General features: G+C 62.5%; 28 protein-coding genes, 1 tRNA gene, 2 pseudogenes and 1 riboswitch. Of the genes and pseudogenes, 15 read left to right on the top strand and 16 right to left on the bottom strand.

What is annotated here, in order from left to right; translation table 11 throughout:
* The first annotated feature begins 70 nt into the window (after window positions 1-70).
* Together V6657_RS03925 and V6657_RS03920 are read left to right on the top strand one after the other, a co-directional pair.
* Window positions 71-1,264, top strand: a complete 1,194-nt coding sequence (locus V6657_RS03925; RefSeq protein ID WP_048931816.1) for an acyl-CoA dehydrogenase — start codon at window positions 71-73, stop codon at window positions 1,262-1,264.
* 506 nt (window positions 1,265-1,770) lie between these two features.
* A pseudogene (locus tag V6657_RS03920) lies at window positions 1,771-3,087 on the top strand (NCS2 family permease); the annotation flags it as partial.
* Between the two features lie 151 nt (window positions 3,088-3,238).
* Here V6657_RS03920 and V6657_RS03915 read toward each other — a convergent pair.
* Complete coding sequence (locus V6657_RS03915; protein WP_031329446.1) at window positions 3,239-3,877, bottom strand: peroxiredoxin; 639 nt, start codon at window positions 3,875-3,877, stop codon at window positions 3,239-3,241.
* Between the two features lie 280 nt (window positions 3,878-4,157).
* Here V6657_RS03915 and V6657_RS03910 point away from each other — a divergent pair, with 280 nt between their 5' ends.
* From V6657_RS03910 to V6657_RS03900, 3 genes are all read left to right on the top strand, one after another.
* The gene (locus V6657_RS03910) at window positions 4,158-4,484 is read left to right on the top strand and encodes a DUF883 family protein (protein ID WP_021195215.1); all 327 of its coding nucleotides are present in this window, start codon (window positions 4,158-4,160) and stop codon (window positions 4,482-4,484) included.
* A 141-nt stretch (window positions 4,485-4,625) separates the two neighbouring features.
* Window positions 4,626-5,003, top strand: coding sequence for a phage holin family protein (locus tag V6657_RS03905; protein WP_048931814.1), 378 nt, complete (start codon window positions 4,626-4,628; stop codon window positions 5,001-5,003).
* Window positions 5,000-5,536: a DUF3318 domain-containing protein gene (locus V6657_RS03900; protein ID WP_048931813.1), complete on the top strand. Its 537-nt coding sequence runs from the start codon at window positions 5,000-5,002 to the stop codon at window positions 5,534-5,536. Before V6657_RS03905 ends, V6657_RS03900 begins: the two co-directional genes overlap by 4 nt.
* A 65-nt stretch (window positions 5,537-5,601) precedes the next feature.
* Here V6657_RS03900 and V6657_RS03895 read toward each other — a convergent pair whose 3' ends face one another.
* Complete coding sequence (locus V6657_RS03895) at window positions 5,602-5,976, bottom strand: hypothetical protein (RefSeq protein ID WP_048931812.1); 375 nt, start codon at window positions 5,974-5,976, stop codon at window positions 5,602-5,604.
* 310 nt (window positions 5,977-6,286) lie between these two features.
* Between V6657_RS03895 and V6657_RS03890 the strand changes: the two genes are divergently transcribed.
* From V6657_RS03890 to V6657_RS03880, 3 genes are read left to right on the top strand one after another with little or no spacing between them, the layout of a single operon-like run.
* Window positions 6,287-6,961 carry an ATP-binding cassette domain-containing protein gene (locus tag V6657_RS03890; protein WP_048931811.1) on the top strand — a complete coding sequence of 225 codons (675 nt, stop codon included), beginning with the start codon at window positions 6,287-6,289 and terminating at the stop codon, window positions 6,959-6,961.
* Complete coding sequence (gene fetB / locus V6657_RS03885) at window positions 6,958-7,767, top strand: iron export ABC transporter permease subunit FetB (RefSeq protein WP_048931810.1); 810 nt, start codon at window positions 6,958-6,960, stop codon at window positions 7,765-7,767. Before V6657_RS03890 ends, fetB begins: the two co-directional genes overlap by 4 nt.
* A gap of 2 nt (window positions 7,768-7,769) precedes the next feature.
* On the top strand, window positions 7,770-8,231 hold the full coding sequence (locus V6657_RS03880) for an NUDIX hydrolase (RefSeq protein ID WP_048931809.1): 462 nt from the start codon (window positions 7,770-7,772) through the stop codon (window positions 8,229-8,231).
* Here the strand turns inward: V6657_RS03880 and V6657_RS03875 are convergent.
* The 3 genes from V6657_RS03875 to V6657_RS03865 form a co-directional block, all read right to left on the bottom strand.
* A complete protein-coding gene (locus tag V6657_RS03875; protein WP_048931808.1) occupies window positions 8,228-9,142 on the bottom strand; it encodes a TauD/TfdA family dioxygenase in 915 nt (304 codons plus the stop codon). The genes V6657_RS03880 and V6657_RS03875 overlap by 4 nt on opposite strands.
* Before the next feature lie 96 nt (window positions 9,143-9,238).
* Window positions 9,239-10,411, bottom strand: coding sequence for an acyl-CoA dehydrogenase family protein (locus V6657_RS03870; protein WP_048931807.1), 1,173 nt, complete (start codon window positions 10,409-10,411; stop codon window positions 9,239-9,241).
* Window positions 10,412-10,519: 108 nt separating this feature from the next.
* Window positions 10,520-11,011, bottom strand: coding sequence for a nucleoside 2-deoxyribosyltransferase (locus V6657_RS03865; protein ID WP_048931989.1), 492 nt, complete (start codon window positions 11,009-11,011; stop codon window positions 10,520-10,522).
* Window positions 11,012-11,138: 127 nt separating this feature from the next.
* Here V6657_RS03865 and V6657_RS03860 point away from each other — a divergent pair, with 127 nt between their 5' ends.
* From V6657_RS03860 to V6657_RS03830, 7 genes and pseudogenes are all read left to right on the top strand, one after another.
* Window positions 11,139-12,170, top strand: coding sequence for a glycosyltransferase (locus tag V6657_RS03860; RefSeq protein ID WP_048931806.1), 1,032 nt, complete (start codon window positions 11,139-11,141; stop codon window positions 12,168-12,170).
* Window positions 12,163-13,269, top strand: coding sequence for an FAD-dependent oxidoreductase (locus tag V6657_RS03855; RefSeq protein WP_048931805.1), 1,107 nt, complete (start codon window positions 12,163-12,165; stop codon window positions 13,267-13,269). Before V6657_RS03860 ends, V6657_RS03855 begins: the two co-directional genes overlap by 8 nt.
* Before the next feature lie 19 nt (window positions 13,270-13,288).
* Window positions 13,289-14,083 (top strand): NAD-dependent epimerase/dehydratase family protein, encoded by a 795-nt coding sequence (locus tag V6657_RS03850; RefSeq protein ID WP_048931804.1) that lies wholly within the window; start codon window positions 13,289-13,291, stop codon window positions 14,081-14,083.
* Between the two features lie 2 nt (window positions 14,084-14,085).
* Window positions 14,086-14,898: a sugar phosphate isomerase/epimerase gene (locus tag V6657_RS03845; protein WP_048931803.1), complete on the top strand. Its 813-nt coding sequence runs from the start codon at window positions 14,086-14,088 to the stop codon at window positions 14,896-14,898.
* Window positions 14,895-15,257 (top strand): EamA family transporter, encoded by a 363-nt coding sequence (locus tag V6657_RS03840; RefSeq protein ID WP_048931802.1) that lies wholly within the window; start codon window positions 14,895-14,897, stop codon window positions 15,255-15,257. The genes V6657_RS03845 and V6657_RS03840 overlap by 4 nt, the downstream gene beginning before the upstream one ends.
* A gap of 8 nt (window positions 15,258-15,265) precedes the next feature.
* The gene (locus tag V6657_RS03835; RefSeq protein WP_048931801.1) at window positions 15,266-16,072 is read left to right on the top strand and encodes a glycosyltransferase family 2 protein; all 807 of its coding nucleotides are present in this window, start codon (window positions 15,266-15,268) and stop codon (window positions 16,070-16,072) included.
* Window positions 16,073-16,198: 126 nt separating this feature from the next.
* Window positions 16,199-17,338, top strand: a pseudogene (locus V6657_RS03830) (IS3 family transposase).
* 251 nt (window positions 17,339-17,589) lie between these two features.
* On the opposite strand, the gene V6657_RS03825 reads toward V6657_RS03830, so the two are convergent.
* From V6657_RS03825 to ydfG, 11 genes are all read right to left on the bottom strand, one after another.
* Window positions 17,590-17,665 (bottom strand) — tRNA-Lys (locus tag V6657_RS03825).
* A 52-nt stretch (window positions 17,666-17,717) separates the two neighbouring features.
* Window positions 17,718-18,833 (bottom strand): YeeE/YedE family protein, encoded by a 1,116-nt coding sequence (locus V6657_RS03820; protein WP_048935069.1) that lies wholly within the window; start codon window positions 18,831-18,833, stop codon window positions 17,718-17,720.
* Between the two features lie 4 nt (window positions 18,834-18,837).
* A complete protein-coding gene (queC, locus tag V6657_RS03815) occupies window positions 18,838-19,512 on the bottom strand; it encodes a 7-cyano-7-deazaguanine synthase QueC (protein ID WP_048935070.1) in 675 nt (224 codons plus the stop codon).
* A 166-nt stretch (window positions 19,513-19,678) separates the two neighbouring features.
* Window positions 19,679-20,464, bottom strand: a complete 786-nt coding sequence (ybgF, locus tag V6657_RS03810; protein ID WP_048935071.1) for a tol-pal system protein YbgF — start codon at window positions 20,462-20,464, stop codon at window positions 19,679-19,681.
* 338 nt (window positions 20,465-20,802) lie between these two features.
* Window positions 20,803-21,321 (bottom strand): peptidoglycan-associated lipoprotein Pal, encoded by a 519-nt coding sequence (pal, locus tag V6657_RS03805; RefSeq protein ID WP_021195228.1) that lies wholly within the window; start codon window positions 21,319-21,321, stop codon window positions 20,803-20,805.
* Window positions 21,322-21,350: 29 nt separating this feature from the next.
* Entirely contained in the window at window positions 21,351-22,658 is a 1,308-nt protein-coding gene (gene tolB, locus V6657_RS03800) for a Tol-Pal system beta propeller repeat protein TolB (RefSeq protein ID WP_048935072.1), read from the bottom strand.
* Between the two features lie 33 nt (window positions 22,659-22,691).
* A complete protein-coding gene (gene tolA / locus V6657_RS03795) occupies window positions 22,692-23,732 on the bottom strand; it encodes a cell envelope integrity protein TolA (RefSeq protein WP_048935073.1) in 1,041 nt (346 codons plus the stop codon).
* 41 nt (window positions 23,733-23,773) lie between these two features.
* A complete protein-coding gene (gene tolR, locus V6657_RS03790) occupies window positions 23,774-24,208 on the bottom strand; it encodes a protein TolR (RefSeq protein ID WP_048935074.1) in 435 nt (144 codons plus the stop codon).
* Window positions 24,209-24,226: 18 nt separating this feature from the next.
* Window positions 24,227-24,919 (bottom strand): protein TolQ, encoded by a 693-nt coding sequence (gene tolQ / locus V6657_RS03785; RefSeq protein WP_021195232.1) that lies wholly within the window; start codon window positions 24,917-24,919, stop codon window positions 24,227-24,229.
* Window positions 24,916-25,320 carry a tol-pal system-associated acyl-CoA thioesterase gene (gene ybgC, locus V6657_RS03780; protein WP_021195233.1) on the bottom strand — a complete coding sequence of 135 codons (405 nt, stop codon included), beginning with the start codon at window positions 25,318-25,320 and terminating at the stop codon, window positions 24,916-24,918. The genes tolQ and ybgC overlap by 4 nt, the downstream gene beginning before the upstream one ends.
* A 90-nt stretch (window positions 25,321-25,410) precedes the next feature.
* A complete protein-coding gene (ydfG, locus tag V6657_RS03775; RefSeq protein WP_048935075.1) occupies window positions 25,411-26,163 on the bottom strand; it encodes a bifunctional NADP-dependent 3-hydroxy acid dehydrogenase/3-hydroxypropionate dehydrogenase YdfG in 753 nt (250 codons plus the stop codon).
* A gap of 139 nt (window positions 26,164-26,302) precedes the next feature.
* Window positions 26,303-26,438, top strand: a riboswitch (ZMP/ZTP riboswitch).
* The last annotated feature ends 130 nt before the right edge of the window (window positions 26,439-26,568 follow it).

Here is a 26,568-nt window from a genome sequence, read left to right as displayed (position 1 = left end):
GCTATCATAGCTCTAAATTTCGAAACTGTGTTCCGTATCCCGGAACAACAAAGACTCGGAGACTACTGCTGTGACTGCTCGCAACGCCTTCAACTGGGCCGACCCCCTGCTGCTCGACCAACAACTGACCGACGACGAGCGCATGGTGCGCGACGCCGCCGCCTCGTACTGCCAGGACAAGCTGCTGCCGCGCGTGCTGGAATCGTTCCGGCATGAGAAGACCGATGCGTCGATCTTCCGTGAGATGGGTGAACTCGGCCTGCTGGGCCCGACGATTCCCGAGCAGTACGGCGGCCCGGGCCTGAACTACGTCAGCTACGGCCTGATCGCGCGTGAGGTGGAGCGCGTGGACTCGGGCTACCGCTCGATGATGAGCGTGCAGTCGTCGCTGGTGATGGTGCCGATCTACGAATTCGGTAGCGAAGCGCAAAAGCAGAAGTACCTGCCCAAGCTGGCTACTGGCGAGTGGATCGGCTGCTTCGGCCTGACCGAGCCCAACCACGGCTCTGATCCGGCCTCGATGATCACGCGTGCCAAGAAGGTCGACGGCGGCTACTCGCTGTCGGGCGCGAAGATGTGGATCACCAACTCGCCCATCGCCGATGTGTTTGTCGTGTGGGGCAAGCTGCCGAACGACAACGGCGAGGACGAGATCCGCGGCTTCATCCTTGAGAAGGGCTGGAAGGGCCTGAGCGCACCCGCCATTCACGGCAAGGTGGGCCTGCGCACGTCGATCACCGGCGAGATCGTGCTGGACGAAGTGTTCGTGCCGGAAGAAAACCTGATGCCCGGCGTGCGCGGCCTGAAGGGCCCGTTCACGTGCCTGAACTCGGCGCGCTACGGTATCGCCTGGGGTGCCCTGGGCGCGGCGGAAGACTGCTGGCACCGCGCGCGCCAGTACGTGCTGGACCGCAAGCAGTTCGGCCGCCCGCTCGCTGCCAACCAGCTTGTGCAGAAGAAGCTGGCCGACATGCAGACCGAAATCACGCTCGGCCTGCAAGGCTGCCTGCGCCTGGGCCGCATGAAGGATGAAGGCACGGCCGCCGTGGAAATCACCTCGATCATGAAGCGCAATTCGTGCGGCAAGTCGCTCGACATCGCCCGCGTGGCGCGCGACATGCTCGGCGGCAACGGCATCTCCGATGAATTCGGTGTGATCCGCCACGTGGTCAACCTGGAAGTGGTGAATACGTACGAAGGCACGCACGACATCCATGCGCTGATCCTGGGTCGCGCACAAACGGGGATTCAAGCGTTCTTCTGATCGGGTTTACCTCCGATTGCGCTTTGCGTTTTTCGGCGGGTTGGTGCACACTCGTGCATTACCCGCCGCATCCTCTCGCCCGTCCTGGGCACTGTCGTTCTCTCCCCCCGTGGTCTCCCCAGCGTTATACAAATTTGCAAATGATCGGGATACGTCTCGCCGCATGAATCGGCCGTGGGCCCCCGTCTATGCTTCGCTCCAAGTGCCAGCGGATCGAATCACTGGCGCCGCCCTCACACCGATAAAACGTGCGCGCGATCCATTCGTAGATTGCAGCGCCACGCGACAAAACCAATCGCGAGACAACGGTCTGGAGAATGCCAGCGCGCGTACGCAGGCACCCGAGCCGAACCAAAACCAGAACAGGGCGCCTCACGTTGTCGGTTCCGCAAAACCGATCAGCGCGGAGCTCTGCCAGGAGACAACCCACCATGGCTGAACAGTCCATTCCGTCGACGACGGAACTTGGCGCCGCTGGCATCGCGGATGCGCCTACCCACGATCAGGTTGATCGTTATTTCCAGATTTCTGCACGCGGCAGCACCCAGAAGCGCGAGGTCGTGGCTGGTATCACCACCTTCATGGCAATGGTCTACGCCGTGTTTGTCGTGCCCGGCATGCTCGGCAAGGCAGGCTTTGACACCAGCGCCGTGTTCGTTGCGGTGTGCCTGACCACCGCCTTCGGCTCGCTGCTGATGGGCCTGTGGGCCAAGCTGCCGATCGCCATCGGCTGCGCGATTTCGCTCACCGCCTTCATGGCCTTCGGCCTGGTGCTGGGCCAGAAGCTCACGCCGGAAGTGGCGCTGGGCGCGGTCTTCCTCATGGGGGTTGTCTTCACTGCCATCTCCGCCACCGGTGTGCGCTCGTGGATTCTGCGCAACCTGCCCTCGGGCGTGGCGCACGGCACCGGTATCGGTATCGGCCTGTTCCTGCTGCTGATCGCGTCCAACGACGTGGGTCTGGTGGTCAAGAACGCTGGTGCTGGCCTGCCCGTTGCACTGGGTCATGTCACCGCTTTCCCGGTGATGATGTCGGTGCTGGGCCTGGCAGCCATCTTTGGCATGGAGCGTCGTCGCGTGCCGGGCGGCATCCTGATCGTGATCATCGCCATCTCGGCGCTGGGCCTGATCTTTGATCCGGCTGTGAAGTTCACGGGTGTGTTCGCCCTGCCCTCACTCAGCTCGCCGGGCCACGCCTCGCTGATTGGCGCGATGGATATTCGCGGTGCGCTTTCTGCAGCCGTGCTGCCCGCGGTGCTGGCACTGGTGATGACCGCGGTGTTCGATGCCACCGGCACGATCCGCGCGGTGGCCGGCCAAGCTGGCCTGCTCAACGACAAGGGCCAGATCATCAACGGTGGTCGCGCCCTGACGGCAGATTCGATCAGCTCGATCTTCTCGGCGTTCTTCGGCGGTGCCCCGGCTGCGGCCTACATCGAGTCGACGGTTGGCGTGGCTGCCGGCGGCAAGACGGGCTTGACGGCTGTCGTGGTCGGCGTGCTGTTCCTTGCGGTGATGTTCTTCTCGCCGCTGGCTGGCCTGGTGCCGTCGTACGCAACGGCGCCTGCGCTGATGTACGTCGGTCTGCTGATGCTCTCAAGCGTGAGCAAGCTGCACATGGACGACATGGTCGATGCACTGGCTGGCCTGGTCTGCGCCGTGTTCATCGTGCTGACCTGCAATATCGTCACCGGCATCATGCTCGGCTTCGCAACGCTGGTGATTGGCCGTCTGGTGGCCGGCGAATGGCGCAAGCTGAACGTCGGCACCGTGGGCATCGCTGTGGCGCTGGTCGCGTTCTACGCCGGCGGCTGGGCGATCTGATCGCGCGCTGAAGCGTCTTCCGCAAAAGACAAACCGGCCAGACCCGCAAGGGCTGGCCGGTTCTGTTTTGGGCTCGCGCGTGATCGTTTGCACAAACGCAAAAAACGCCCGGCACGAAGGCCGGGCGGCAATCACACTACCAAGGAGCCGGTTACTTATTGGGCTGCGGCGTCAGACGCAGGTACGGACGCAACGCTTTGTAGCCCTTCGGGAATTTCTGCTTGATGACCTCTTCATCCTTGAGCGACGGCACGATGACAACGTCATCCCCGTCCTGCCAGTTACCCGGCGTGGCCACGCTGTGATACTCGGTCAGCTGCAGCGAGTCGATCACGCGCAGCACCTCGTTGAAGTTGCGCCCCGTCGACGCCGGATACGTAATCGTCAGGCGAACCTTCTTGTTCGGATCGATCACGAACAGCGAACGCACGGTAAAGGTTTCGCTCGCATTCGGGTGAATCATGTCGTAAAGCTGCGAAACCTTGCGATCCGGGTCAGCAATGATCGGGAAGTTGACCGTGGTGTTCTGCGTCTCGTTGATGTCGTTGATCCAGCCCTTGTGCGACTCGACCGAATCCACCGACAGCGCGATCGCCTTGACATTGCGCTTGGCAAATTCTTCCTTGAGCTTGGCGGTCAGACCCAGCTCCGTGGTGCACACCGGCGTGTAATCGGCCGGATGCGAGAACAGCACGCCCCAGCTGTTACCCAGCCATTCATGAAACTTGATGCGGCCTTCGCTCGAATCCTGCTCGAAATCGGGGGCGATATCGCCCAAACGTAAAGACATCGTGTCCTCCATGCACTGGTTGGGAACCACTATAGCCAGATTGCCATCCAACCAAAACGACTATAAATTCACAACAACATCACTTTTCGTCATTAGGCGCGGCATTTGCTGGTTAGAGGGTGGAAGGTACGCGCACATTGCCGGACAATGGCCAAGGCCTTGATCCATCGCAGCGTGCGCGACATGAGCGCTTGAAGTTTCGCAACGCCCACACATATGCTAGCGAATAAGCGCGTCGACAGATTGACGATTGAACCACCCCAATACCAAGGACCCGACCATGACGAACACCTCCCCCAACCTGGCCGAATCCGTCAATAAGGAGAAACTGATGACCGACGTGAAGACCGTTCTGTCCGACGCCGAAACCCTGCTCAAACAAGCAGCTTCCTCCAGCGGCGAAAAAGCCGCTGAGCTGCGCGAGCGCGGCATGGGCATGCTGCGCCAAGCCAAGGAAAAGGCGCAGGACCTGCAAGATGCCGTGGTCCACAAGAGCAAGGCGGCCGCACGCGCCACCGATGACTACGTTCACGATCATCCGTGGCAAGCCGTGGGCGTGGCGGCGGGCGTGGGCCTGCTGATCGGTCTGCTGCTCAACCGCAAGTAATCCGAAGCCCTCTTCCTGGCCGATGGCGCGCTCTTGAGTGGATCGCGCCATCGGCCAGTTGCATTCTGGCGGTCCCGCCATGGGCATGGCACGTGCTGCAATGGCAGTTACGCGCTTCGCCTCGTACCCTCCGGAACCTTCATGACCGACGACACCAGCCCGAAGCTGTTCGCCTCCCTGAAGAAACTGGCCGGCACGGTCGTCTCGATGCTGCAAACGCGGCTCGAACTGGCGAGCGTCGAACTGGCCGAAGAAAAAGACCGGCTGCTTGGTGCAGCCTTCCTCGGCATGCTGGCAGTGAGCTTGATTGCACTGTCCATCATGACGCTCACGGCGCTCATCGCCATCCTGTTCTGGGATACCTACCGCTGGCAAGCGCTGGCCGTCATGGCCATGCTCTACGCGCTGGGCGCGGCAGGCTGCCTGTGGAAGGTGCGCACGTCGCTGCGCAATGCGCCGCCGCTGTTCGAGGCCACGCTGGCCGAACTCGACAAAGACCGGGAGATCCTGCGCCGATGACCGATCCGACCCAACCGACGCCATCGTCCAGCCCGGCCCCCGAACACGAACCCGCTCACAGCGCGCGGCACCATGTGCGGCCATCGCGCCGTGGCGCCGAAGGCCGTTTGCCGCTGGCCGTGCGCAAGGAACTGCTGCTCACGCGCGCTGCGCTGGAGCGCTATGACTACGCGCAAGCTCGCAACGACGTGAGCCGCGCCACCAGCCGCACGTTCAGCCTGGGTGGCTTTGGCGCGCTGCTGCCGAGCCTGATCCGCCCATTGGCCCGACCGAACGGCCTGATGCGCGCGCTGGGCATTGCACGCGAGTACCCGCTGGTCGGTACGGCACTCTCGCTGGCCTATGCCGGGCTGCGCCGTACCGTGATTGGCCGCATGACACGCCGGCTCGGCAAGGTGGGGCTGGTGGCCGGGGCAGCATGGTGGGGCTATCGCAAGTGGCAGGAAGCGCAAGGCGAACAACCCGGCGATGCCGCTACCGTTGCCACACCCGGCGACGAGGCAAACGAGATCATCCCAGGCAGCACCTCCTGACGATGCCCAACAAAAAGGCCGGATTGCTCCGGCCTTTTTTCTTTGCGACAGATCGGTGTCAGTGGTCAGTGCAACGGGATCGGATGCCGCATGCGTTCCCAGCGACGGGCCATGCTTTGACGCAGCCCGGCCAGACCATGCGGATGCGCCACACGCTCCGATACGGAAGCCGCTTCTGCCGCAGTTTGTGCCGTCACATCGGCGTCACGCGCGACGTGCCGCCGGCCATGCCACATCAGCGCGCCGCTGGCCGTCCAGCCGATCACGAATAGCGTATCGCCCACATGCGCGAGCGAGTCGGGCGACGTGCCCGCATGAAAAATTTCGCCCAGCATGTCGGCAGGCAGTTGGGCACAGATCCACAGGAAAATCGCCGGGGCCGATGCAAAGACCCCAGGCTGCCACCACGGATGCGCCACCTGAATCTTTTCGGTCTCCATGGCGCCCTCCCATCGCTTCTTGTGATGATTCGATCCTATGCCCGGCGTGCGTAAATGGCGACCCTCCCGTCACTGAATGCGATGTCGGATTCGTCCGACATCCACCGTGCGTCAGAGCCTGCAACACCGTCCGTTCAGGTTAGGTGTCGCCCCGCATGGCACGCGAATCGCGCAGTGGCGCGGCAACCGCAGATCGTGTGTGCAAGCGATTGAGGGATTTCGACGGAGGATCGCCCCACCCGCTCATATGCATAATGCATAAAAGCCCTGCATTGATGCCGTACCGTACGCAACACGCCCTGCCGACACCATGCTGACCGCCACTGACCTGCACCGCCGCGACGCACGCACCGGTGCCACGCTACTGCACCCGACTTCGCTTGCCGTACGGCCGGGCGAACGCATTGCGCTCACCGGCCCGTCGGGCGCCGGCAAGAGTGTGTTGCTGCGTGCGTTGGCCCTGCTGGACCCCGTCGATGACGGTCATGTGACATGGCGCGGTGAGACGATTGCCGCGCGCGCCGTCCCGGCCTATCGCTGTCAGGTCGCCTACATGCGCCAGCGCCCCGCGCTGCTGCCGGGTACGGTGGAAGACAACCTCCGCCTGCCTTATCAACTGCATGCACGTCAGGGGCACGCATCGTTTGACCGCGACGCCGCCATCACCATGCTGGCCCGTGCCGAGCGCGATGCGAGCTTTCTCGACAAGACCGCCACCGACCTTTCCGGCGGCGAGGCGCAGATTGCCGCGCTCGTCCGCACCCTGCAAACCGATCCCGCCGTGCTGCTGCTCGACGAGCCGACCGCTGCCCTGGACCCCGCCTCCGCGCGTGCCATTGAAGCACTGCTGCAGCATTGGATTGCCCGGGCACCCGACCGGTGCGCCTGGGTGTGGATCACGCACGATCCGGAGCAGGCCGCGCGCATCGGCCAACAGCACTGGCGCATGGAAGCCGGCCGACTGCGTACCGGGGCGACACAATGAACGGGCAAGAACTGACGCTCTCTGCCTGGCAGGTCGGCATCGCGGCGGCGCTGATCCTCGTGAACGGCGCGCTGTCGATCGGGTTGGGTCTCGGGCTGGAGCGACGCCTCGCATGGGCTGCCGTGCGTACCGTCGTGCAATTGCTGGCCATCGGGTTCGTGCTCGAATGGGTGTTCGCCCATGCGTACTGGATGGTGGTGCTGGGCGTGGTTACCGTCATGACGCTGATTGCGGGGCACGCCACTGGCAGCCGCGGCGCGCGTGGCTATGCGGGGCTGCGAATCGACGGGACGCTGTCCGTGTTCGGCAGCACGTGGCTGATCGGCGCGATCGGGTTGATCGTCGTGCTGCATGCGCGGCCGTGGTACGAACCGCAGTACGCGATTCCGATCATGGGGATGATTCTCGGCAACACGCTCACGGGCGTCGGCCTGGCGCTGGAGCGTATGACCGGCGAGCTGATCGCGACACGTGACCAGGTGGAGACAGTGCTTGCACTGGGCGGCACGCGCTGGGAGGCGGCACGCAACGCCGCACGAACCGCCGTGCGCGCCGGCTTGACGCCGATCATCAACCAGATGTCTGTCGTGGGTGTGGTGAGCCTGCCGGGCATGATGACCGGCCAGGTGCTCGCCGGGCAGTCGCCACTGGAGGCCGTGCGCTACCAGATCGTCATCATGTTTTTGCTGGCGGCGTCCTCCGGGCTTGGCACGGTGGCGGCAGTGCTGCTCGCCTACCGGCGCCTGTTCAGCCGTGATCACCAGTTGCTGACCGCGCACATCGTGCAGCGCGGTGGGGGCAAGTAGCCATGCCGATCGCCCTGTCCTGTGGCCTCGTGCTGCTCAACGAAGACGCCGAGGTCCTGCTCGCCCATGCCACGGAAACGCGCCACTGGGACATCCCCAAGGGGGCCCCTGAACCGGGCGAAAGCTACCGCGATACCGCATTACGCGAGACGCGTGAAGAAACCGGCCTCGACCTCGATGGCCACGCGCTGGTCGAACTCGGCCGCGTTCCGTTCCGGCGTGACAAGGAGTTGCATCTGTTTGCCACACGCCTGCGCCGCGCCGATGTCACGCTCGACACGCTGACCTGCACCTCGATGTTCAACAGCTATCACACGGGGCGCATGATCCCAGAGATGGACGCGTACCGCTGGGCCACCGCAGAGGTGGTCTCACAGCACGCCAGCCAATCCCTCGCACGGCTCTTCGCACAGACGCTCACGCTCGCCAGCATTGATGCGCGGCTGCGCGAGGCCGGGCTTTAGACAGGAACATCGCCCTCGATCGTCGTGCGATGCAGCGTGCGGCGATAGGTGTCGGGGCAGCCGGGCGCGAAATGGATGGTCGAGCGGTTGTCCCAGAACAGCATGTCACCCGCGCGCCATTGGTGCGTGTAGACGTTGTCTGCGCGAACGCTGTGGGCGAAGAGCTGCTCCAGCACGCTGGTGCTTTCGTCTTCCGGAAGACCAAGGATGTGCGAGGTAAAGCCTTCGTTGACGAAGAGCGCGCGCTTGCCCGTCTCCGGGTGCGTGCGCACGACCGGATGATCGACCGGTGGCACAGCATCAATCTGCGCCTGCGACAGCGGTGGACGCCAGGTCGATAGCACACGCAAGCGCTCGTAGCGGTACACGTACGAATGCACCGCGCGGCGGCCCTCGATCACGCGCTTGAGTTCGGCCGGCAGCGTCTCGAAGGCGCGGACCATGTTGGCAAACAGCGTATCGCCACCCTCCTCCGGCAGTTCACGCGTCAGCAGCAGCGAGCCCAGGCTCGGCAGCGGCTTGTACGAGAGATCCGAGTGCCAGTCGCGCCCTGCATCTCCCAGGCCGATCGGCTTGCCGTTCTCCACCACGTTGGAGACCACCAGGATTTCCGGGTGCCCCGCCAGATGAAACTGGTTGAGCACGTGCACCTGCAACGGACCAAAACGGCGGCTGAATTCGACTTGCGACTGCGGTGTGAGCTGCACGTCGCGGAAGACGAGCAAACCATCGTGCGCAAGCCACGCCTGGCGGATGGCGGCGATGTCGGCATCGGACAGGTTGGCCGCATCGGCAAGCCCCAGAATCTCGGCGCCGAGCGGCGCATCAGGCAGACGACGGACGTGGAAACGGGTGGTATGAACGGCAGGCGCCTCAGGGGCAGCCGGGGTGGCGAGGGCAACGTCAGACATGATGTAAGTAGACAGTTCACGGCAGCGAACGAATTCCACATTACACCGCCCGCGCTGGCCATGTGCCAACGAAGGAAAGCGCAGATCGATACGCGCTCAGCCGTAGACCGTGGCATCCGGCAGGATGCCTTCCAGCGCGTAGCGGCCAATGGCGCGCAGCTTGTAGTCGAGCGGATCGTGCAGCGTATGCGTGCGTGCGTTGCGCCAGAAGCGGTCCAGCGCGAGTGCGGCCTTGGTAGAGCGCGCGCCCGTTGCCTCGAACATTTCCTGGCTGATGAACAGCGCCGCACGATGTGCCGCCACCTTGGCTTCGGCCGTGAAGAGCGAGACCTCGGCGCGCTCGTCAGCGGTGAGCGCAGCCCCCTTGCGCCACGCGCGGTCCAGCCGCTGGATGGCACGATCGGCCAAGGCTTCAGCGGCGAGCCATTGCACGCGCATCTCGCCAAAGCGCTGGATCTGATAAGGGTCGTCCGCCGCGCGCTCCACGCCGGAAGTGAGCCACGGCCGCGACGCATGCAGCGTGACCTTGCGCGCCTCATCCAGCGCGCCCGCGGCAATGCCGGTGTAGAGATTGACCAGCACGTTCTGCGCAACACACGAGCGCAAGGTCTGATACGGCGTGAAGACGTTGTCGGGCCCGGCCAGCACTTCGTCTTCGCTCACCTGCACATGGCGAAACTGCACGGTGGCGCTATCGGTCTGGCGCTGGCCGATGGGATGCCAGTCGTCGCGCACCGTGATGCCGTAGCGCGCCGTCGGCACCACAGCGACTACGGTCTTGCCACTCGCCTCATCATGGGCTGACACCACCATCATGTTTGAGCCCAGCGTGCCCGAACAGAAGCCCTTTTCCCCATCAAGCACCCAGCCACTGCCGGAGCGCTGCGCGCGCAGCCGATGGTCGAGCGGGTTGACGGCGTTGCCCCACCACCAGCCCAGCTCCGCAGTCGGGCGTAGAAAGCGTTCGCGCTGCGCGTCAGAGCCATACAGATACACCGTGGTGGTCTGCAGGTACTGGAAGGCCAGCAGATGCCCGAGGGAGCTGTCGACCGCAGCGATGGCACGCACGGCGGCGAAGGCATCGGCCCAGCCTGCACCTGCCCCGCCGTACTGGGTGGGGATGACCAACGGCAGTAAACCTGCGCGTGCAATTGCTGCCTTCTCATGCGCAGCATGACCGCCTTGCTGATCGCGTTGCGCAGCGGTGGAGGCCAGTTCGGCCAACAGGTGTGTGAGATCAGGGAGTTGATGCAGGTCGTCGAGCTTCATGCGGTGCCTCTTCCGGCGGGTTATCCGGTGCAGGCACTATACGGACAGCCCCTGCCGCCCTGAAGGAAGCAATCCGCATACGCATATCGGCCGCGCGACTATGCGCAACTACACACCCGCGTAATGGGCGTGCATCCGCTCCAGGCATGCACGCGCATCACCCACCACCAGGCGGCTGCTGCACGCGATCATCAGGTTGCGCGGCAAACCGAAGTCCTCCACGGTCCAGCCGTCGGCGTCACTGCCTTGGGTGTTCGGTACCTGCGTGAGGAGTGGCGCGGCGGGCACGTTGTAGCACCACACGTCTTTGCCGCGCGCAATGGCATAGCCAATCTCGAAGCACGTGCCGGAGTCCGGCTCATAGCCGCGGAAGTCCGCCACATTGGCGATCACGGCGTCCGCCGAATCGATCAGTGCGATGTTTTGTCGGTAGATCTCGGCGGCGGTCGCCGGACCATTGGCTTGTGGGGCGATTGCGTTGTCGAGCGGGTATAGGCCGATGAAGTCGAATGCCGCGCACAGCGCCTTGAGCACTTCGCCATGCGCCGCAGGTTGCAGACGGAAGACATCGGGGCCGGCGAGATAGAGGCGCATGAGGATGGGCGTCTTGGACGGCAAAAATACGTCTCAATTCAGAAGGCTTCGCACGTACATGCGACAATTGTTATTGACACTTACGGTATCACAGCGACACTTGGTTGGACCGTGTCCTAAGACTCGCCTCTCTATGGTCGAATATCCCTTATTTCTTTCCGTCGTCATCGTTGCCCGAAATGACGCCGCGTTGCTTCGGAATACGCTCACAACGCTTATCGCAACACTGAAGGACAGTGTGAGCGACTACGAACTCCTCGTCGTCGACAATGCCTCGGATGACGACTCACTACTCGCGCTCAAGGCTGCTCTGGCGGACGATGCCTTGCCAAACGTTCAGGTATTTGCCCTCACTAAGCAAGTCTCCTTCGAAACAGCTGCGTGGGCGGGGAGCGAACACGCCCTCGGCGATTTCGTTGCCGTAATCGATCCGCTGTGCGACGACGTGCAGTTGCTCATGCCCATGCTGGCGAAAGCCACCGCCGGACACGAGGTGGTGTTCGTGCAGAATCAAGACGAAAGTGCCGAGGGCTGGTTGTACCGCCTGGGCTCGAACATCTTTGATCGGTTGTACGAAAACATGCACGGAGTGCGACTGTCCATGGAGGCGCCTCACTTCCGCCTGATCAGCCGCAACGTCATCAACTTCATTCAGCGCCACGGGACGCCGGAACTCGCCTACCGGCATTTGCCCGCCACGGCCGGCTTCAGCAAGACCAGCATCACAGGTCGCTGGACACCCCACGGGCACCGTCAACGCTCCCTGCTGGACGGCGTGGATCGTGCCCTACAGCTCATGGTGTCATCGACGTCGCGACCCATGCGGATGGTGACGGCGCTGGCACTGTTCGGAGCCCTCGGGAATATCCTGTATTCCTTGTATGTCGTGATTATCGCGCTCGTCAAGCCCCATGTCGCGGAGGGGTGGGTTACGCTGTCGCTTCAGCAATCAGCGATGTTTTTCCTGCTCTCAATGGTGTTACTGGTGCTTGGCGAATACGTCACTCATATGCGGTCGGTCAATTCAAAAGAACCGGCCTACCATATTGGGCAAGAATTCGGCAGCAGCATTGTCAGCCGGCGCCAAAGACTCAATGTCGAGGACACGGCGGATGCCATCCCCGTATCGGCAGTCTCTCAATCATCGCCGGCGCCGCATGCGTGACGCCATTGTCGTGGGTGGCGGTTTTTATGGCGTCGCCATTGCGGACTATCTGAAGCGCCGGCGCCGCTTTGGCAAGGTCGCGATCATCGAGCGCGAAACGGAACTGCTCACACGCGCTTCTCTATGCAACCAAGCACGCGTCCATAATGGATATCACTACCCGCGCAGCTTTGTCACCGCATTCCGAAGTCGGGCCAACCTGCCGCACTTCGTCAGAGATTTTCCGTTCGCTGTCGTCGATCAGTTCACCAAGATCTATGCGATTGCGCGAGACTCCAAGGTGTCGCCTCGACAGTTCGAGCGCTTCTGCCAGGAAATTGGCGCAAAGCTACAACCCGCGCCGCCAGCCCTGAGAACCCTTTTCACCTCGCGCCATGTCGACGCGGTCTACGTTGTGCAAGAGTACGCATTCAATGCAGTCTCCCTGCGGCGTTGGGCCCATGAAACAATTGCGCAGACCGGCATCGACCTCATGCTTGGTCATACCGTACGGGATATTCTGCCCATAGACAACGGTATCCAGGTTGAGTTGGTTGAGCCAGACGGCTCTTCGCGCTTCGAGCGATCCCGCTATCTGTTCAACTGTACATACAGCGGTCTGCGAACCGTTTTCTCCTCGGAGGGCCGTGTGCAGGCCTCGCTCAAGCACGAGATCACGGAGATGGCGTTGATCGAGCCGCCCGCGGAGCTCAGGAATATCGGTGTCACCGTCATGGATGGCCCGTTCTTTTCCTGCATGCCGTTTCCCAGTCGCGGCCTTCACACCCTCTCGCACGTGCGCTACACCCCTCACATGCAGTGGCATGAACAAGGAACGGCTGACCCGAACACGATACTGCAGCAGTACCACAAGCAATCCCATGCAGATCGCATGATCCGCGACGCCGCTCGGCTGATGCCTTCGTTGCAACGAGCAGTTGTGCGCGACTCGCTCTTCGAGGTCAAGACCGTGCTGGCGCGCAACGAGATCGATGACGGGCGCCCTATCTACTATGAGCCGGTGCCGGGTATCGCGGGCGCCTACAACATCCTGGGCGGCAAGATCGACAACGTGTACGACATCCTGGCCAAGCTCGATGACGAAGCTTTGCCCCATTGAATGTAGAGAGAATCACTCCATGGCAGGAACTGCACTGATTGGGTTCAGTGGCTTTGTCGGCAGCACCCTGCTGCGCCAATGCCCCACCGAGCGTCGTTTTCGCTCCTCCAACATTGATGAGATCCAAGGCGGAAGTTATGACTTGGTTCTGTGCGCGGGCGCGCCCGGTCAGAAATGGCTTGCGAACCAGCAACCCGAAGCCGATCGCGCCAGCATTGACCGGCTAGTCAGCGCATTGCGCGGCGTCCAGGCAAAAACGTTCGTGCTGCTTAGTACTGTTGACGTGTTCCACAACCCCGTTGGCGTCAACGAGGAAACCACGGTCGATACCAGCCGCCTGCAACCGTATGGATTGCATCGATATGCGCTCGAGTCGTTCGTGCGTGAACAGTTTGGGCAGCACTTGATCGTTCGCCTGCCTGGGTTGGTCGGTCCGGGTTTGCGCAAGAACGTGATCTACGACATGGCGCATGAAAACAATGTGGCGCAAATCGATCCGCGAGGCGTGTTCCAGTTCTACCCGATGGTGAACCTGTGGAACGATATCCAATTGGCGCTCAAGCAATCCTTGTCGCTAGTACACCTGACGGCGGAACCCTTGAGGGTAGAAGAGATTGCAGTATCGGTATTCGGACGCCACCTGGAAGTGCCGCCCGAGGTCGCGCAGCGGCCGGCGCCAATATATGACCTGCAGAGCCTGCACGCTGGCATGTTCGGCGCCGACTCGCCACGCTACCAATACAGCAAGCGTGAAAGCCTCTTGGCGATTCGCGCCTATGCGCAGCACCATCGACTTCTGACCGAGGCCGCCTAAGCATGAAGATTTCCATTTCAAACATCGCCTGGGAGCCAACAGACGACGAAGCGGTAGCGGCCCTGCTCAATCGTTACAGGATCGACGCAATCGACATTGCCCCCGGAAAGTATTTCCCGGATGTCGCGTCCGCAACGCAGGAAGATGTCGCTTTTGTGCGAGCGGTTTGGGAGGGGCGCGGCGTTTCCCTGCTGGGCATGCAGTCACTGTTTTTCGGTCGTACCGGCCTCAATCTGTTTGACAAGGACACGCAGCCTGCGATGCTGGATCATTTGACCCATGTGTGCCGCGTGGCTGGGGGTCTGGGCATCGGCCCGCTGGTGTTTGGGTCTCCGAAATGCCGCGACCGCGGACATTTGGATCCGGTCACCGTTGACGCCGTGGCTACCGAGTTCTTCCGTCGCGCGGGAGATATTGCTGCAAAGAACGGAACGACGTTGTGTCTTGAAGCGAATCCGGCCCGGTATGGCTGCAACTTCATGACCTCGACGCTGGAAGCCGCCGATGTCGTGGCGCGAGTCAATCACCCAGCAGTCCGGTTGCATCTCGACACCGGCACGATGACGATCAATCAGGAATCCCCTTCCGAGACAGTGCGTCAGTGCGCGGACCTAGTTGGATACGTGCATGCAAGCGAGCCGGATCTCGCACCACTTGGTTCAGTCGCCACCGACCACGCAACCATTGCAACTGCACTGCACGCTGCCCGACTGCCCAACATCTCCATCGAGATGCTCACGAAGCCCGAGCAACGGCTCACTTCGATCGAGAACGCCCTGCAAGTCGCAGTGCAAACTTACCGAACCGACGCATGAACTGGATCAATGTTGCTATCGTCGTCGCCGGCATTCTGTCGAATGCGTCTGCCAGCGTGCTGATCAAGGTTGCGATGCGCACGGCGCCCACCTCGCCGGCCATGCTGTTGCAGCTAGCCACGAACCGAGTTCTGCTCCTTGGCATCTTCCTTTACGGTTGCGCGTTCGTGCTCTATGCCGCAGCTCTTTCCAGGCTCCCGTTAAATGTCGCTCACCCCATCCTGACGGCGGGTGCCATCGGCGCAGTCGCCTGCGCCTCAGCCTTCCTGCTTGGCGAGACCTTCCGGTGGAACACCATTGTCGGCCTGATCTTGGTGACCACTGGCGTCGTATTCATCAGCCTCAACACATCACACTGAAATACCCTATGACCGTCGCATCGCAAATCGACGCGCAGTGGCACGTCCCCGCATATGAAGTGCGACTGGAGTGCCCGAAGACGTCCGATACCGCAATCGTCATTCCTGTCATCAACGAAGGCCGTCGGATCCAAAACCTGCTGACGAGAATGATGTCTTGCGGCATCGCCGACCAGGCCGACATTGTCATCGTGGACGGAGGCAGCACGGACGGATCGCTCGAGACCACGATGCTGGATGCGAATCGCGTACGCACCCTGCTCGAGAAAACGGCGCCGGGCCGGCTCAGCGCACAGTTACGGTGTGCCTATGCCTACTGCCTGAAAGAAGGTTACCGCTCAATCGTCACGATTGATGGTAATGACAAAGATGACCCGGAAGCCATCTCGCGCTTCATTGCCGCCTTGGATGACGGCTACGACTTTGTCCAGGCTTCGCGCTTCGTTCGAGGTGGACAAGAAGAAAACACGCCGTTGAGCCGATCGCTGGCTATACGACTGATCCACGCCCCCCTGCTATCACTCGCATCGGGTTTTCACTGGACCGATACGACTCAGGGGTTCCGCGGTTACAGCGCCCGTCTGCTGCTGGACCCGAAGGTCAACATCTTCCGCACGGACTTCGCCGACTACGAATTGCTGGCCTATCTTTCCTATCGCGCGCCGAAATTGGGCTACCGCTGTGTGGAACTCGCGACACGACGCTCCTACCCGAGTGATGGTCCGGTGCCAACCAAGATCGGTGGCATGCGGGGAAACTGGAAGCTCATGCGCACGCTGGTTGCAGCGTGCCTTGGGAAATACAACCCCAAATAACGCGGCCATGTCATCCAGATTTTTGCGGTGGGTGTTCATTGTGACCTGACCCTACACCAAGAAACAGTACAGCTGAGAAGTAGAGAATCCGGCATGATTTTCATGATTTGAAATGGAAGACATGCCATGAAGACGAGCAAGTTCACTGAGGCGCAGATAGCGTTCGCGCTCAAGCAAGCGGAACTGGGTACGAAGGTCGAGGAGGTGTGTCGCAAGCTGGGCATCAGCGAGGCGACCTTCTACAACTGGAAGAAGAAGTACGGGGGCGTCGGCCCTTCGGAGCTGCGCCGGATGCGGCAGCTCGAGGAGGAGAATGCGAAGCTCAAGCGGCTGGTGGCGGACCTGAGCCTGGATAAGGCCATGCTGCAGGACGTGCTCTCAAAAAGCTCTGAAGCCTTCCCGCAAGCGCACGCTGATTGACGAGTTGCGTGACCGCTATCGTGTGAGCCTGACTAAGGCTTGCGCGTTGTTCCACATGTCACGCTCGCTGTATGGGTATCGGTCGGTTGCTCGGGACTCGTCGGCATTGCTTGCACGCATCAAAGAGATAGCGGCCACACGCGTGCACTACGGCTATCGCCGGGTGCACGTGATGCTGCAGCGGGAAGGCTGGAAAGACAATCACAAACGTGTTTATCGCTTGTACCGGGCCGAAGGTCTGTCGCTGCGGCATAAGCGTCCCAAGCGCAACAAGTCGGCGCGGCTACGCCAGCCCAAGAGCATCGTCACGGCTATCAACGAAATCTGGAGCATGGACTTTGTATCCGATGCCTTGTTTGATGGTCGGCGCCTGCGCGCGTTGACCGTGGTGGACAACTACACCAGAGAAAGCTTGGCCATCGAAGTCGGCCAAAGCCTGAAGGGGAAGACGTTGTGCGAGTGCTTGACGAAGTGGTTGCCGAGCGCGGCGCGCCTCAGACCATCAAGGTGGACAATGGCAGCGAATTCATCTCGAAGGCGATGGACCGGTGGGCATACGAGCACGGCGTGGAACTCGACTTCAGCCGGCCAGGCACGCCGACCGACAATGCCAAGGTGGAAAGCTTCAACGGGCGGTTCCGGCAGGAATGCCTGAACGAGCACTGGTTCTTGTCCTTGGACGATGCTCGGAGCAAAATCGCCGACTGGCGGAGGTACTACAACGAGAGCCGTCCCCACTCCGCACTGCAGTGGGCGACACCCGCCGAATTCGCCCGTCAGGCAAGGAAAAACACCTCGGCGGACGAATCAACGACGCCGGAAATTTCCACTTCTGGACGGTACTAATTCCGGTGTAGGGTCACGCACCACCCCCACCCATTAATAATCGGAGGTGAATGATCCTGCAGCAATTTCACCGCGGCCCCAACACCACAGCCCCCTTCGACCCTGGTGGCGCTTGAGGACGAGGCACGGGACTTTAAGTGCGTAGTGCCCACAAGCAGCACGCAGGAGGCCCGCCCACCACGGCCTAGCCCCGGCATAACCCCGAGAAAACGCAAAAGGCCCGGCAATTTCCTGCCGGGCCCTCTGAAATTTGGTGGGTCCTGCGGGATTCGAACCCGCGACCAATAGATTAAAAGTCTACTGCTCTACCGACTGAGCTAAAGACCCCAAAGACCGCGATTATAGGAAGATTTCTGCGACTCTGTCAACGCCCCTCAACTCAAACCAGGCGTTCCATCCGCCACACCTGGTAGCGGAATGCGAGCACCGCGCCAATCAGGATACCCGCCACGGCGATGAACGAACCGATCGCCAGTGTCGACACGCCCGACAAGCCCTGCCCGATCGTGCAACCCAGCGCCGTCACACCGCCTGCACCCATCAGGATGCCGCCGATGATGTGATTGCCGGTGTCTTCGGCATTGGCAAAACCTTCCCAGCGGAACGTGCGCGTGGCCAGCGCCACCACGGCCGAGCCAGCAATCACACCCAGCACACTCACGATGCCCACCGTCAGCACGCGCGACGTATCGCTGAAGAACATCAACCACTCGAGCGTGTACGACACGGGGGCGACGAAGCTCAGCGCCTCCATGCGGCCGCTGTTGGTGGCGACGAACGCCTCCTGCAGCGTGTTCGGATCTTCCTGCACATAGCCGAGGTGGCCCGACACGTACCACATGGCCACGATGATGAGCCCGACGCCAATACCGCCGAGCAGATTGTCGACCGTACGGAAGTCACGCCCGAGCAGCGCCCACAGCGACAGCGCCCCGCCAATCACCAGCGCGAGTGCCAGACGCAGCGTACGCACATCGACCGACAGCGCATGGCCCAGCACGCTCGGCAAGTCCTGCGGGGTCGGCAGCATCATCGCCACGTTGTCGACGGTCGCCACGCGCACCACGCCAAACACGCCCTTGAGCGTCATGTACGCCGACAACCCGAGGAATACGAACACCACCACCGACTTGAGATTGCCGCCGCCGATGCGCACCAGCGTCTTGCTGCCGCAACCCGATCCCAGCACCATCCCGAAGCCGAACAGCAACCCACCCACCAGCGACGACAGCCACAGCAGCTTGTTGGCTGTGTAGAGGGTCTTGCTTGTATCGATCAGGCCCAGCCAGCTCAGCACACCCGTGCCGATCATGGCCACGCCAATGGCGAGCACCCACATGCGCACGCGGCTCCAGTCACCGATGTTGATGGCGTCGGACACCGCACCCATCGTGCAGAAGTGCGTGCGCTGCAGAAGCGCGCCAAACACAAAGGTGAGCGCAAAGGTCGCCCACAGCACCGTGTGGGAGAGCGCGTTGATATCGAGTTCGGGCATGGCGTCAGACGTAGCGCGTCGGGTCGGGTACGCCGGCCGCCTCAAAGCCCGCCTTGCGGATACGACACGAATCGCATACGCCGCAGGCACGGCCTTCTTCGTCAGCCTTGTAGCACGACACCGTCATGCCATAGTCGACGCCCAGTCGCGCGCCGGCCTGGATGATCTCCGCCTTGGTCATGGCGATGATGGGCGCGTTTACGCGGATGTGCTCGCCTTCCACGCCGGCCTTGGTGGCTAGGTTGGCCAGCGTCTCATACGCAGCAACGTATTCGGGGCGGCAGTCCGGGTAGCCGGAGTAGTCGACCGCATTGGCGCCGAAAAACAGGTCACGCGCACCGACGGCCTCGGCCCAGCCAAGCGCCAGCGACAGCATGATGGTGTTGCGCGCCGGCACATAGGTGATGGGAATGCCGTCGTGGGCACCCTCGGTTGGCACGTCGAGCGTGTCGTCAGTCAGCGCGGAGCCACCGAACTTGCGCAGATCCAGATCGACGATCTCGTGGCGCACGGCACCGAGCGCAGCCGCCACCTTCTTGGCCGCTTCCAGCTCAGACGAATGGCGCTGGCCGTAGCGCATCGACAGCGCGTAGGTCTCAAAGCCATCGGCATTGGCCATGGCGAGCACGGTAGCGGAGTCCAGCCCGCCGGACAGCAGGACAATGGCGCGTTTTTTCATGGGCGAAGTCTTGTGGAGCACATCAGGAGAAGGTCCGCATTTTAGCGCGCCGCCACGCTGGCCGCGCTCCTTGCCGCACATACCGCTCATCGGCGCGCTGCCATGAAAAACGCCCGCCAGTGCAGTCACGGGCGGGCGTCAATCCATCACAGAAGCGATTCAGCGATCAGCGCATCGTCTTCAGGCGGCTTTCCGCAGTCTTGGCCTGCTCGCTGCCCGGGTACTGGGCAACCACTGCTTCCAGCGTCTTGCGTGCGGCGGCCTTCTGGCCCGATTCACCCTGGTTGGTTGCCACTTGCAACAGTGCATCGGCCGCTTTCGGGTGCTGCGGGTTGGCGCGTGCCATGCTCTCCAGCACGTAGCTCGACCCCTTGTAGTCACGCTGCGCATACAGCGCGTTGCCCAGCCAGAAGTGCGCCAGCGGCAGATACGGGCTCTGCGGATACTTCTTCACGAAGGCCGAGAACTGGTTGCCCGCCCCCTTGAAATCACCGCCCTGGAACCGCTTGAGCGCGGCGTCATACTCATCCTTCTCGCCGGGCTGGACTGTGCCTTCGCGGCCTTCCACCGTGGCCTGTTGCGGCTCGAATTTCTTCAGACGCGCGTCGAGGTCGGCGTAGTAATCCTTCTGCTGCTTGGTCAGCGTGTCGACAGAATTCTGCAGCACCTCGTTCTGGCCACGCAGGCGCGCCACTTCGGACTTGAGCGTCTCGATCTGGTTCTGCGCGTCGATCAGGTTACGGCTGTTCTGGTCGATACGCTGCGCCGCGCTCGACTGGAAGGTGTTGAACTTCTCGCGCATGTCGATGATGGCGCGACGCGCCTCATCGTCGTCAAACACCCCTGCTGCCGCCGGGCCAGCCATGGTCAGGGCGCTACCCGCGACAAGCGTCGCCATCAGGATGGCCCGACGCATGGTGTCATACGCGCGCTGTTTCATCATCGTAGTCATGGGTCTGTTGGTACCAAAAACGTGCGCACGTTGGCCCGAGCGGGGGCCAGATGCGCGAAGGATGCCGCCGCAAAGGGTCATTCCCTTTGCAAGGCACGCCGACAAAGCAGATGGCCCCCGCTCGAGCCAACCCGAAGGGCAAGGGACAGATGAGCCGCATGGCGTCGTTGTGGCCAGCTTGCTTGGAATAACCAAGCGGCGCTGTCCACGCCTAGCCCTGCGGCTCATCTGTCCCTTGCGTGCGTACGTTTTTGGTACCAACAGACCCATATGATTGCCAACGTAAGAACGCCGGCCGCAGCATCGCAGCCGGCGCGTCCAACTTCAAACCATGCCGATCAGTAAACGATGTCGGCGCGGCGGTTCTGCGCCCACGACTCTTCGTCGTGACCGGTGGCCTGCGGCTTTTCCTTGCCCAAGCTCACGGCTTCCATCTGGCTATCAGGCACGCCCATCGACGACAGCGCACGACGCACGGCCTCGGCACGCTTCTGGCCCAGGGCCAGGTTGTACTCGCTGGTGCCGCGCTCGTCGGTGTTGCCCTGGATCAGGACCTTGCGCTGGTTGTGCGACTGCAGGTAGCGCGAGTGCTGGCCCAGCAGACCTTGGTATTCCGACTTGACCGAGTAGCTGTCGAAATCGAAATAGATGCTGCGCTTGGCCAGCGGGCTGTTCGGGTCGGTCAGTTCGTCACGGCCCACGTCCACCGGGGTGACCGTGCGGGTGTCGGCGCCCGTGCCTGCACCGCCCGTGCCGTTCTTGGCGGTGTCATCCAGCTTGACGCCCGAGCTGCAAGCGCCCAGGGCCAGCAGCGTGGCAATGGCTGCGAGTTTGATCATGGTTTGGGACTTCGACATGTCCGATTTCTCCTAGAGGAACTGCTTCGTTACTGCATGAAAGGACCCCACGCCGGCTCACGAACTTCGCCGGCCTGGAGGGAAAGAATCTGACGCGTACGGCCATCGGTGGACACGGCTGCCAGCACCGTCTTGCCGCCCACGCGCGTGGAATACAGGATGAACTTGCCATTGGCGGCAAAGCTCGGGGACTCATCGTAGGAGGTGTCCGTCAGCGCGTTCACGTCGCCGTTGGTGAGATCCTGCGTGTACAGGCGGAAGGCACCGCCCACGCGCGAGATGTAGGCCAGCAGCTTGCCGTCCGGCGACACGCGCGGGCTTGTGTTGTAACCGCCCTTGAAGGTCACGCGCTGCGCGCCGCCCGCCTCTTCGCCATCGGCAGACATGCGATAGATCTGCGGTGCGCCGCCACGGTCGCTGGTGAAATAGATCGAACGGCCATCCGGCGAGAACGACGGCTCGGTGTCGATCGCGCTGCTACGGGTCAGACGGCGCAGGCCCGAGCCATCGGCGTTGACCACGTAGACCTGCGTATTGCCGTCACGCGAGAGCGCCACCGCCACGCGGCGGCCATCCGGCGACCACGACGGCGCCGAGTTGTTGCCCTTCTGGTTCGAGATCACCGTGCGGCGACCGGCCACCAGATCGTGCACGTATACCACCGGCTTCTTGAGCTCGAACGACACGTACGCGACCTTGGTGCCGTCCGGCGACCACGCCGGCGAGATGATCGGCTCGTTGCTCGTCAACGCAACCTGCGGGTTGGCGCCATCCGAATCGGAAATTTGCAGCTGATAGCGACGGCCCACCTTCGACACATACGACAGGCGCGTCGCAAACACGCCGCGCTCACCGATCAGCTTCTGGTAGATGTAGTCGGCAATTTCATGCGCAGCCAGACGCAATTGCCCAGGGCCGCGCGTGAGCGACAGACCGCCCAGGCTCTCACCCTTGGCGGTGTCGTACAGGCGGAAGCGGATTTCGTAGCGGTCGCCATTGCGGGTCACTGTGCCGCCCACGAAGGCAGCGGCACCGCGGGTTTTCCAGGCACCCAGGTCCGGGGCCGGATTGTCCGGCACCACGGCGCCGGCGACATCCACGTTGGAGAAGCGCCCGCTGTGTGCAAGGTCAGCGCGGACGATGGCTGACAGGTTTTGCGGGATACCCGCCTCTCCTTGGAAATTGGCGATGGCGATCGGGTACTGGCTGGAGCCCGCCCCCGTGATCTCGACATACAGTTGGGCGCGAGCCACTCCTATGCTCAATGCCATCAGCAAGCCGACCTGCACAGCTTGACGAAGTCTTGAAATCCAAAATTTCCGCATCACGATCCTCATAGCTCGTTCAGGACATGTTCTGCCCTAAGGCGTCTATCCCTTCTTCGGTTTGAAGCCAACAATCACGCTCGACGGCGCCTTGCCGTTTGTGTCGCGCGGCAATGGACTGGAAGCGTCCACCGCGCGCAGCACAGCTTCGTCCAACGCCGGATATCCGCTTGTTTTCTTCACCGAGCGCGACAAGACAGTGCCATCGGGTGCCATTTCTACAAGAACCGTCACAATCGGGGTGCCCGTCGTGTCGTCGTAGAAATGGATATTCGGCTGCACCTTCGCACGCACGCGTTCGGCATACCCTGCCGATGACGTACCGCCCGTGCCCATTGCGTTGCCAACGCCGCCGCCAGAACCGGCCACGGTGCCAGTCGCGCCGGCAGCACCGGCCATCGCACGCAGGCGATCCAGTTGCTCCTTGCGCTGTGCGTTGGCACGCGATTCATTGGCCTTGCGCTCGGCATCCGCCTTGGCCTTAGCATCTGCGGCAGCCTTGGCTTTCAGCTCCTTCTGCTTCGCTTCGGCATCTGCCTTGGCCTTGGCCTCCGCCTGGGCTTGCAGTTGCGCATTCTTGCGGGCCTGCGCCTCAGCAGCGGCCGCCTTTTCCTTGGCCTGCTGTTCGGCCTGGGCCTTGCGTTGAAGTTCCGCCTGGCGGGCCTGCTGTTCTTTCTGCGCTTTCAGCTGCGCCTGGCGCTGGGCTTCAGCGCGGTCCTCGGCGGCCCGGCGGGCGAGTTCAGCCTCGCGCGCGGCAGCTGCTGCGGCTTCCCGCTCGCGCTTGCGCTTCTGCTCCAGCGCGATGTCGGCTTCCTCTTCCACCTTGGTTGGCGGCGCCTTGATAACGGGCTCCGGTTTCACCTCGGGCGGAGGAGGCGCCGTCTGTACGGCCTGCTGAACCGCAGCCTCATCCCACAACTCGGCTTCTTCGCCGCGCGGCGTGCTGCTCTGCCATTGCACGCCAAAATACAGGAAAGCGATCAGCAACAGATGCGTGAGGACTGCCAGCCCGAACGCGCGCAGCGTGCCGCGCTCGCGGACAGGCTCGTAACGATGCAACGCGGGGCTCACTGACCTTGTAGCCATGACGCTCACTCAGGTTGCCTCGCCCGGAAACAGCTTCGCGTTCATTGCGACTTCACCATCAGGCCGACACGCTTGACGCCGTCGCCCTTCAACACGCTCATCACCGTCAGCACGCGGTCGTACTGCACGGCCTTGTCGGCGGCAATCACGACCGGCTGATCGGGGTTCTCATCGGTACGCTGCTTGACGAAGGCACGCAGCTCATTGTTATTGGCGAGCTTCTGTTCGGTGGCACCCGAGCCCGTCTTGATGCGAGCAAGGATCGTGCCGTCGCCCTTGATAGTCACGACGATGGGCGGCTGGGTCTGTTGCGGTGTGGCGTTGGCCACCGACGGCAGGTTGACCACACCGGGGTTCACCACGGGCGCCGCCACCATGAAGATGACCAGCAGCACCAGCATCACGTCGATGTACGGAACGACGTTGATGTCGGCCTTGGCCCGTCGGGCGCGGCGCGTTCTCTGGATGGTAGCCATGACGATGCTCCTTAGCGCTTAACGTGTTTGGCGCTGGAGGATGTTCGAAAACTCTTCCATGAAGCTCTCGAACCGGTTGGCCAGACGGTCCAACTCGGTGGCGTAGCGGTTGTAGGCGATCACCGCCGGAATGGCCGCGAACAGGCCGATGGCCGTGGCCACCAGCGCTTCGGCAATACCGGGCGCCACAGCCGACAGCGTGGCCTGCTGCACGTTGGACAGGCCACGGAACGCGTTCATGATCCCCCACACCGTGCCGAACAGGCCGATGTACGGGCTGACCGAGCCGACCGACGCCAGGAACGGCAGGTGCGATTCAAGCGAATCCATCTCGCGCTGGTAGGCGGCGCGCATGGCGCGGCGGGCGGCGTCGAGGATGGCGCTTGGGTCGCCACCGCCGCGCTGCTGCTCGCGCGTTTTGAGGTATTCGCGCATGCCGGCTTCGAAAATGCGCTCCAGCGCGCCCGTCTTGTGGCGGTTGTTGGCAGCGCTCTGGTACAGCGCCTGCAAATCACCGCCGGCCCAGAAATCGCGTTCGAACGTTTCGGTCTGGCTGCGTGCAGCGCGCAGTGCAAAGGCTTTGCGGAAGATGTACGTCCAGGAGAACAGCGACATCACCAGCAGCAGGCCCATGACAAACTGGACCAAGAGACTGGCGTGCAGCACCAGCGATACGATCGACAGATCTTGTGTGACCTCGACGGGATTCATGCGGCAGCTTTGATGGTTGCGAGTACGGGAGCGGGGATCGGGGTCGGCCGGAATGTGAGCCGGTCGACACATCCAACACGAATCGTGCCTGAGGCGAGTAGAACGTCACCGCGCCAGCCTTCCTGGGCGAATTGGACTGACGCCGGGCCAACCCGTTCCATACGCGAACGGATCTGGACCAGATCATCCAGGCGGGCAGGTGCGCGGTAGTCCACAGCGGTGCTGCGCACCACAAAAATGGCCCCAGTCGTGTCGGCCAGCGCCTGCTGGTCGACCCCGAGCGCGCGCAGCCATTCGGTGCGGGCGCGCTCAAAGAATTTCAGATAGTTGGCGTAGAACACCACGCCGCCTGCGTCGGTATCTTCCCAATACACGCGCAGGTTCCAGTCAAAAGAAGACATCCGGCAATTTTACCAAGGCTCAAATGACAGCCAGCCATCCACCGGCCGGCCGAGGGCTTGCATGGAAGCGCAAACCCTGCATGACACGGCTTAAGCCATGCCCCGCGTCACGCTGGTGGCCGAGAATGACTGGCAAACGGGCATCAGCTCGATTGCGTTGACATTGAAGTGCGGTGGCAGCGCTGCCATCCAGTAGACGGCTTCGGCGATGTCGTCAGCAGTGAGGGCCTCCGTGCCTTCGTAGACCTTGTCCACGCGGGCATCGTCGCCCTTGAAACGGACGTTGGAGAACTCAGTGCCGGAGCACAGGCCCGGCTCGATGTTCGATACGCGCACGCGGGTGCCGGTCAGATCAGCGCGCAGGTTCAGCGAGAACTGGCGCACGAACGCCTTGGTCGCGCCATACACGTTGCCGCCCGGGTACGGGTACGTCCCGGCAATCGAACCGATGTTGATGACATGGCCACGATTGCGCTCGACCATGGCCGGAAGCAACGCGCGCGTCATATGGACCAGGCCGGAGCAGTTGGTGCCGATCATGCGGTCCCAGTCAGTCAGGTCGGCACGCTGGGCGGGCTCCAGACCGAGCGCCAGGCCGGCGTTGTTGACCAGCACGTCGACCTCGCGCCAGCCTTCCGGCAGCGAGCCCGGCAGCGCGGCAACAGCGGTGGCATCCAGCACATCCAGCACGACTGGCAGAAGCGCGTCGCCCAGTTCGGCCTTGAGCGCATCCAGACGATCCTGACGGCGGCCGCCCGCGATCACGCGATGGCCTTCCCGCACGAAACGTCGGGCGATAGCTGCACCGAAGCCGGCGGTTGCGCCGGTCACGAATACGATCATGGAGTGTCTCCAAGCCTGAAAAAATGCGAAAAACAGAGTTTACCTGAAGCATTGCCGCCTGTTGCGCCGCAATGTGCTTGGGCAAGCGCCCCGCGCCTTGCGGCAGTCAAGGGCCTGTCGTACACTCGCGGGCAACCATTCCACCTTGCGCGACTGGCGAATCCCGGGGCTGCAGCAACACACCGCAGACCTCGGCAGTGGGCACCGACCACGAGGAAGCGCAAGGTTTCTGGCGTCATGCACAACGACGCCTGCCGCTCGCCTGGGCAGCGAATGGGAAGCAAAGGGTGACTTGGGCACCCGCTGCAATCGGCCAACACCGGGAGCAGCGTCCAAGCCGCGCGCGTTTCCCCCGCCTCGCCCGACCATCGCCTTTTTCCGTTTCGATTCAGACCAGACACTCGC

The sequence above is a fragment of the Ralstonia sp. RRA genome (assembly GCF_037023145.1).
In the GTDB taxonomy this organism is placed as follows: domain Bacteria; phylum Pseudomonadota; class Gammaproteobacteria; order Burkholderiales; family Burkholderiaceae; genus Ralstonia.
This window is presented reverse-complemented; position numbering and strand designations above follow the sequence as displayed.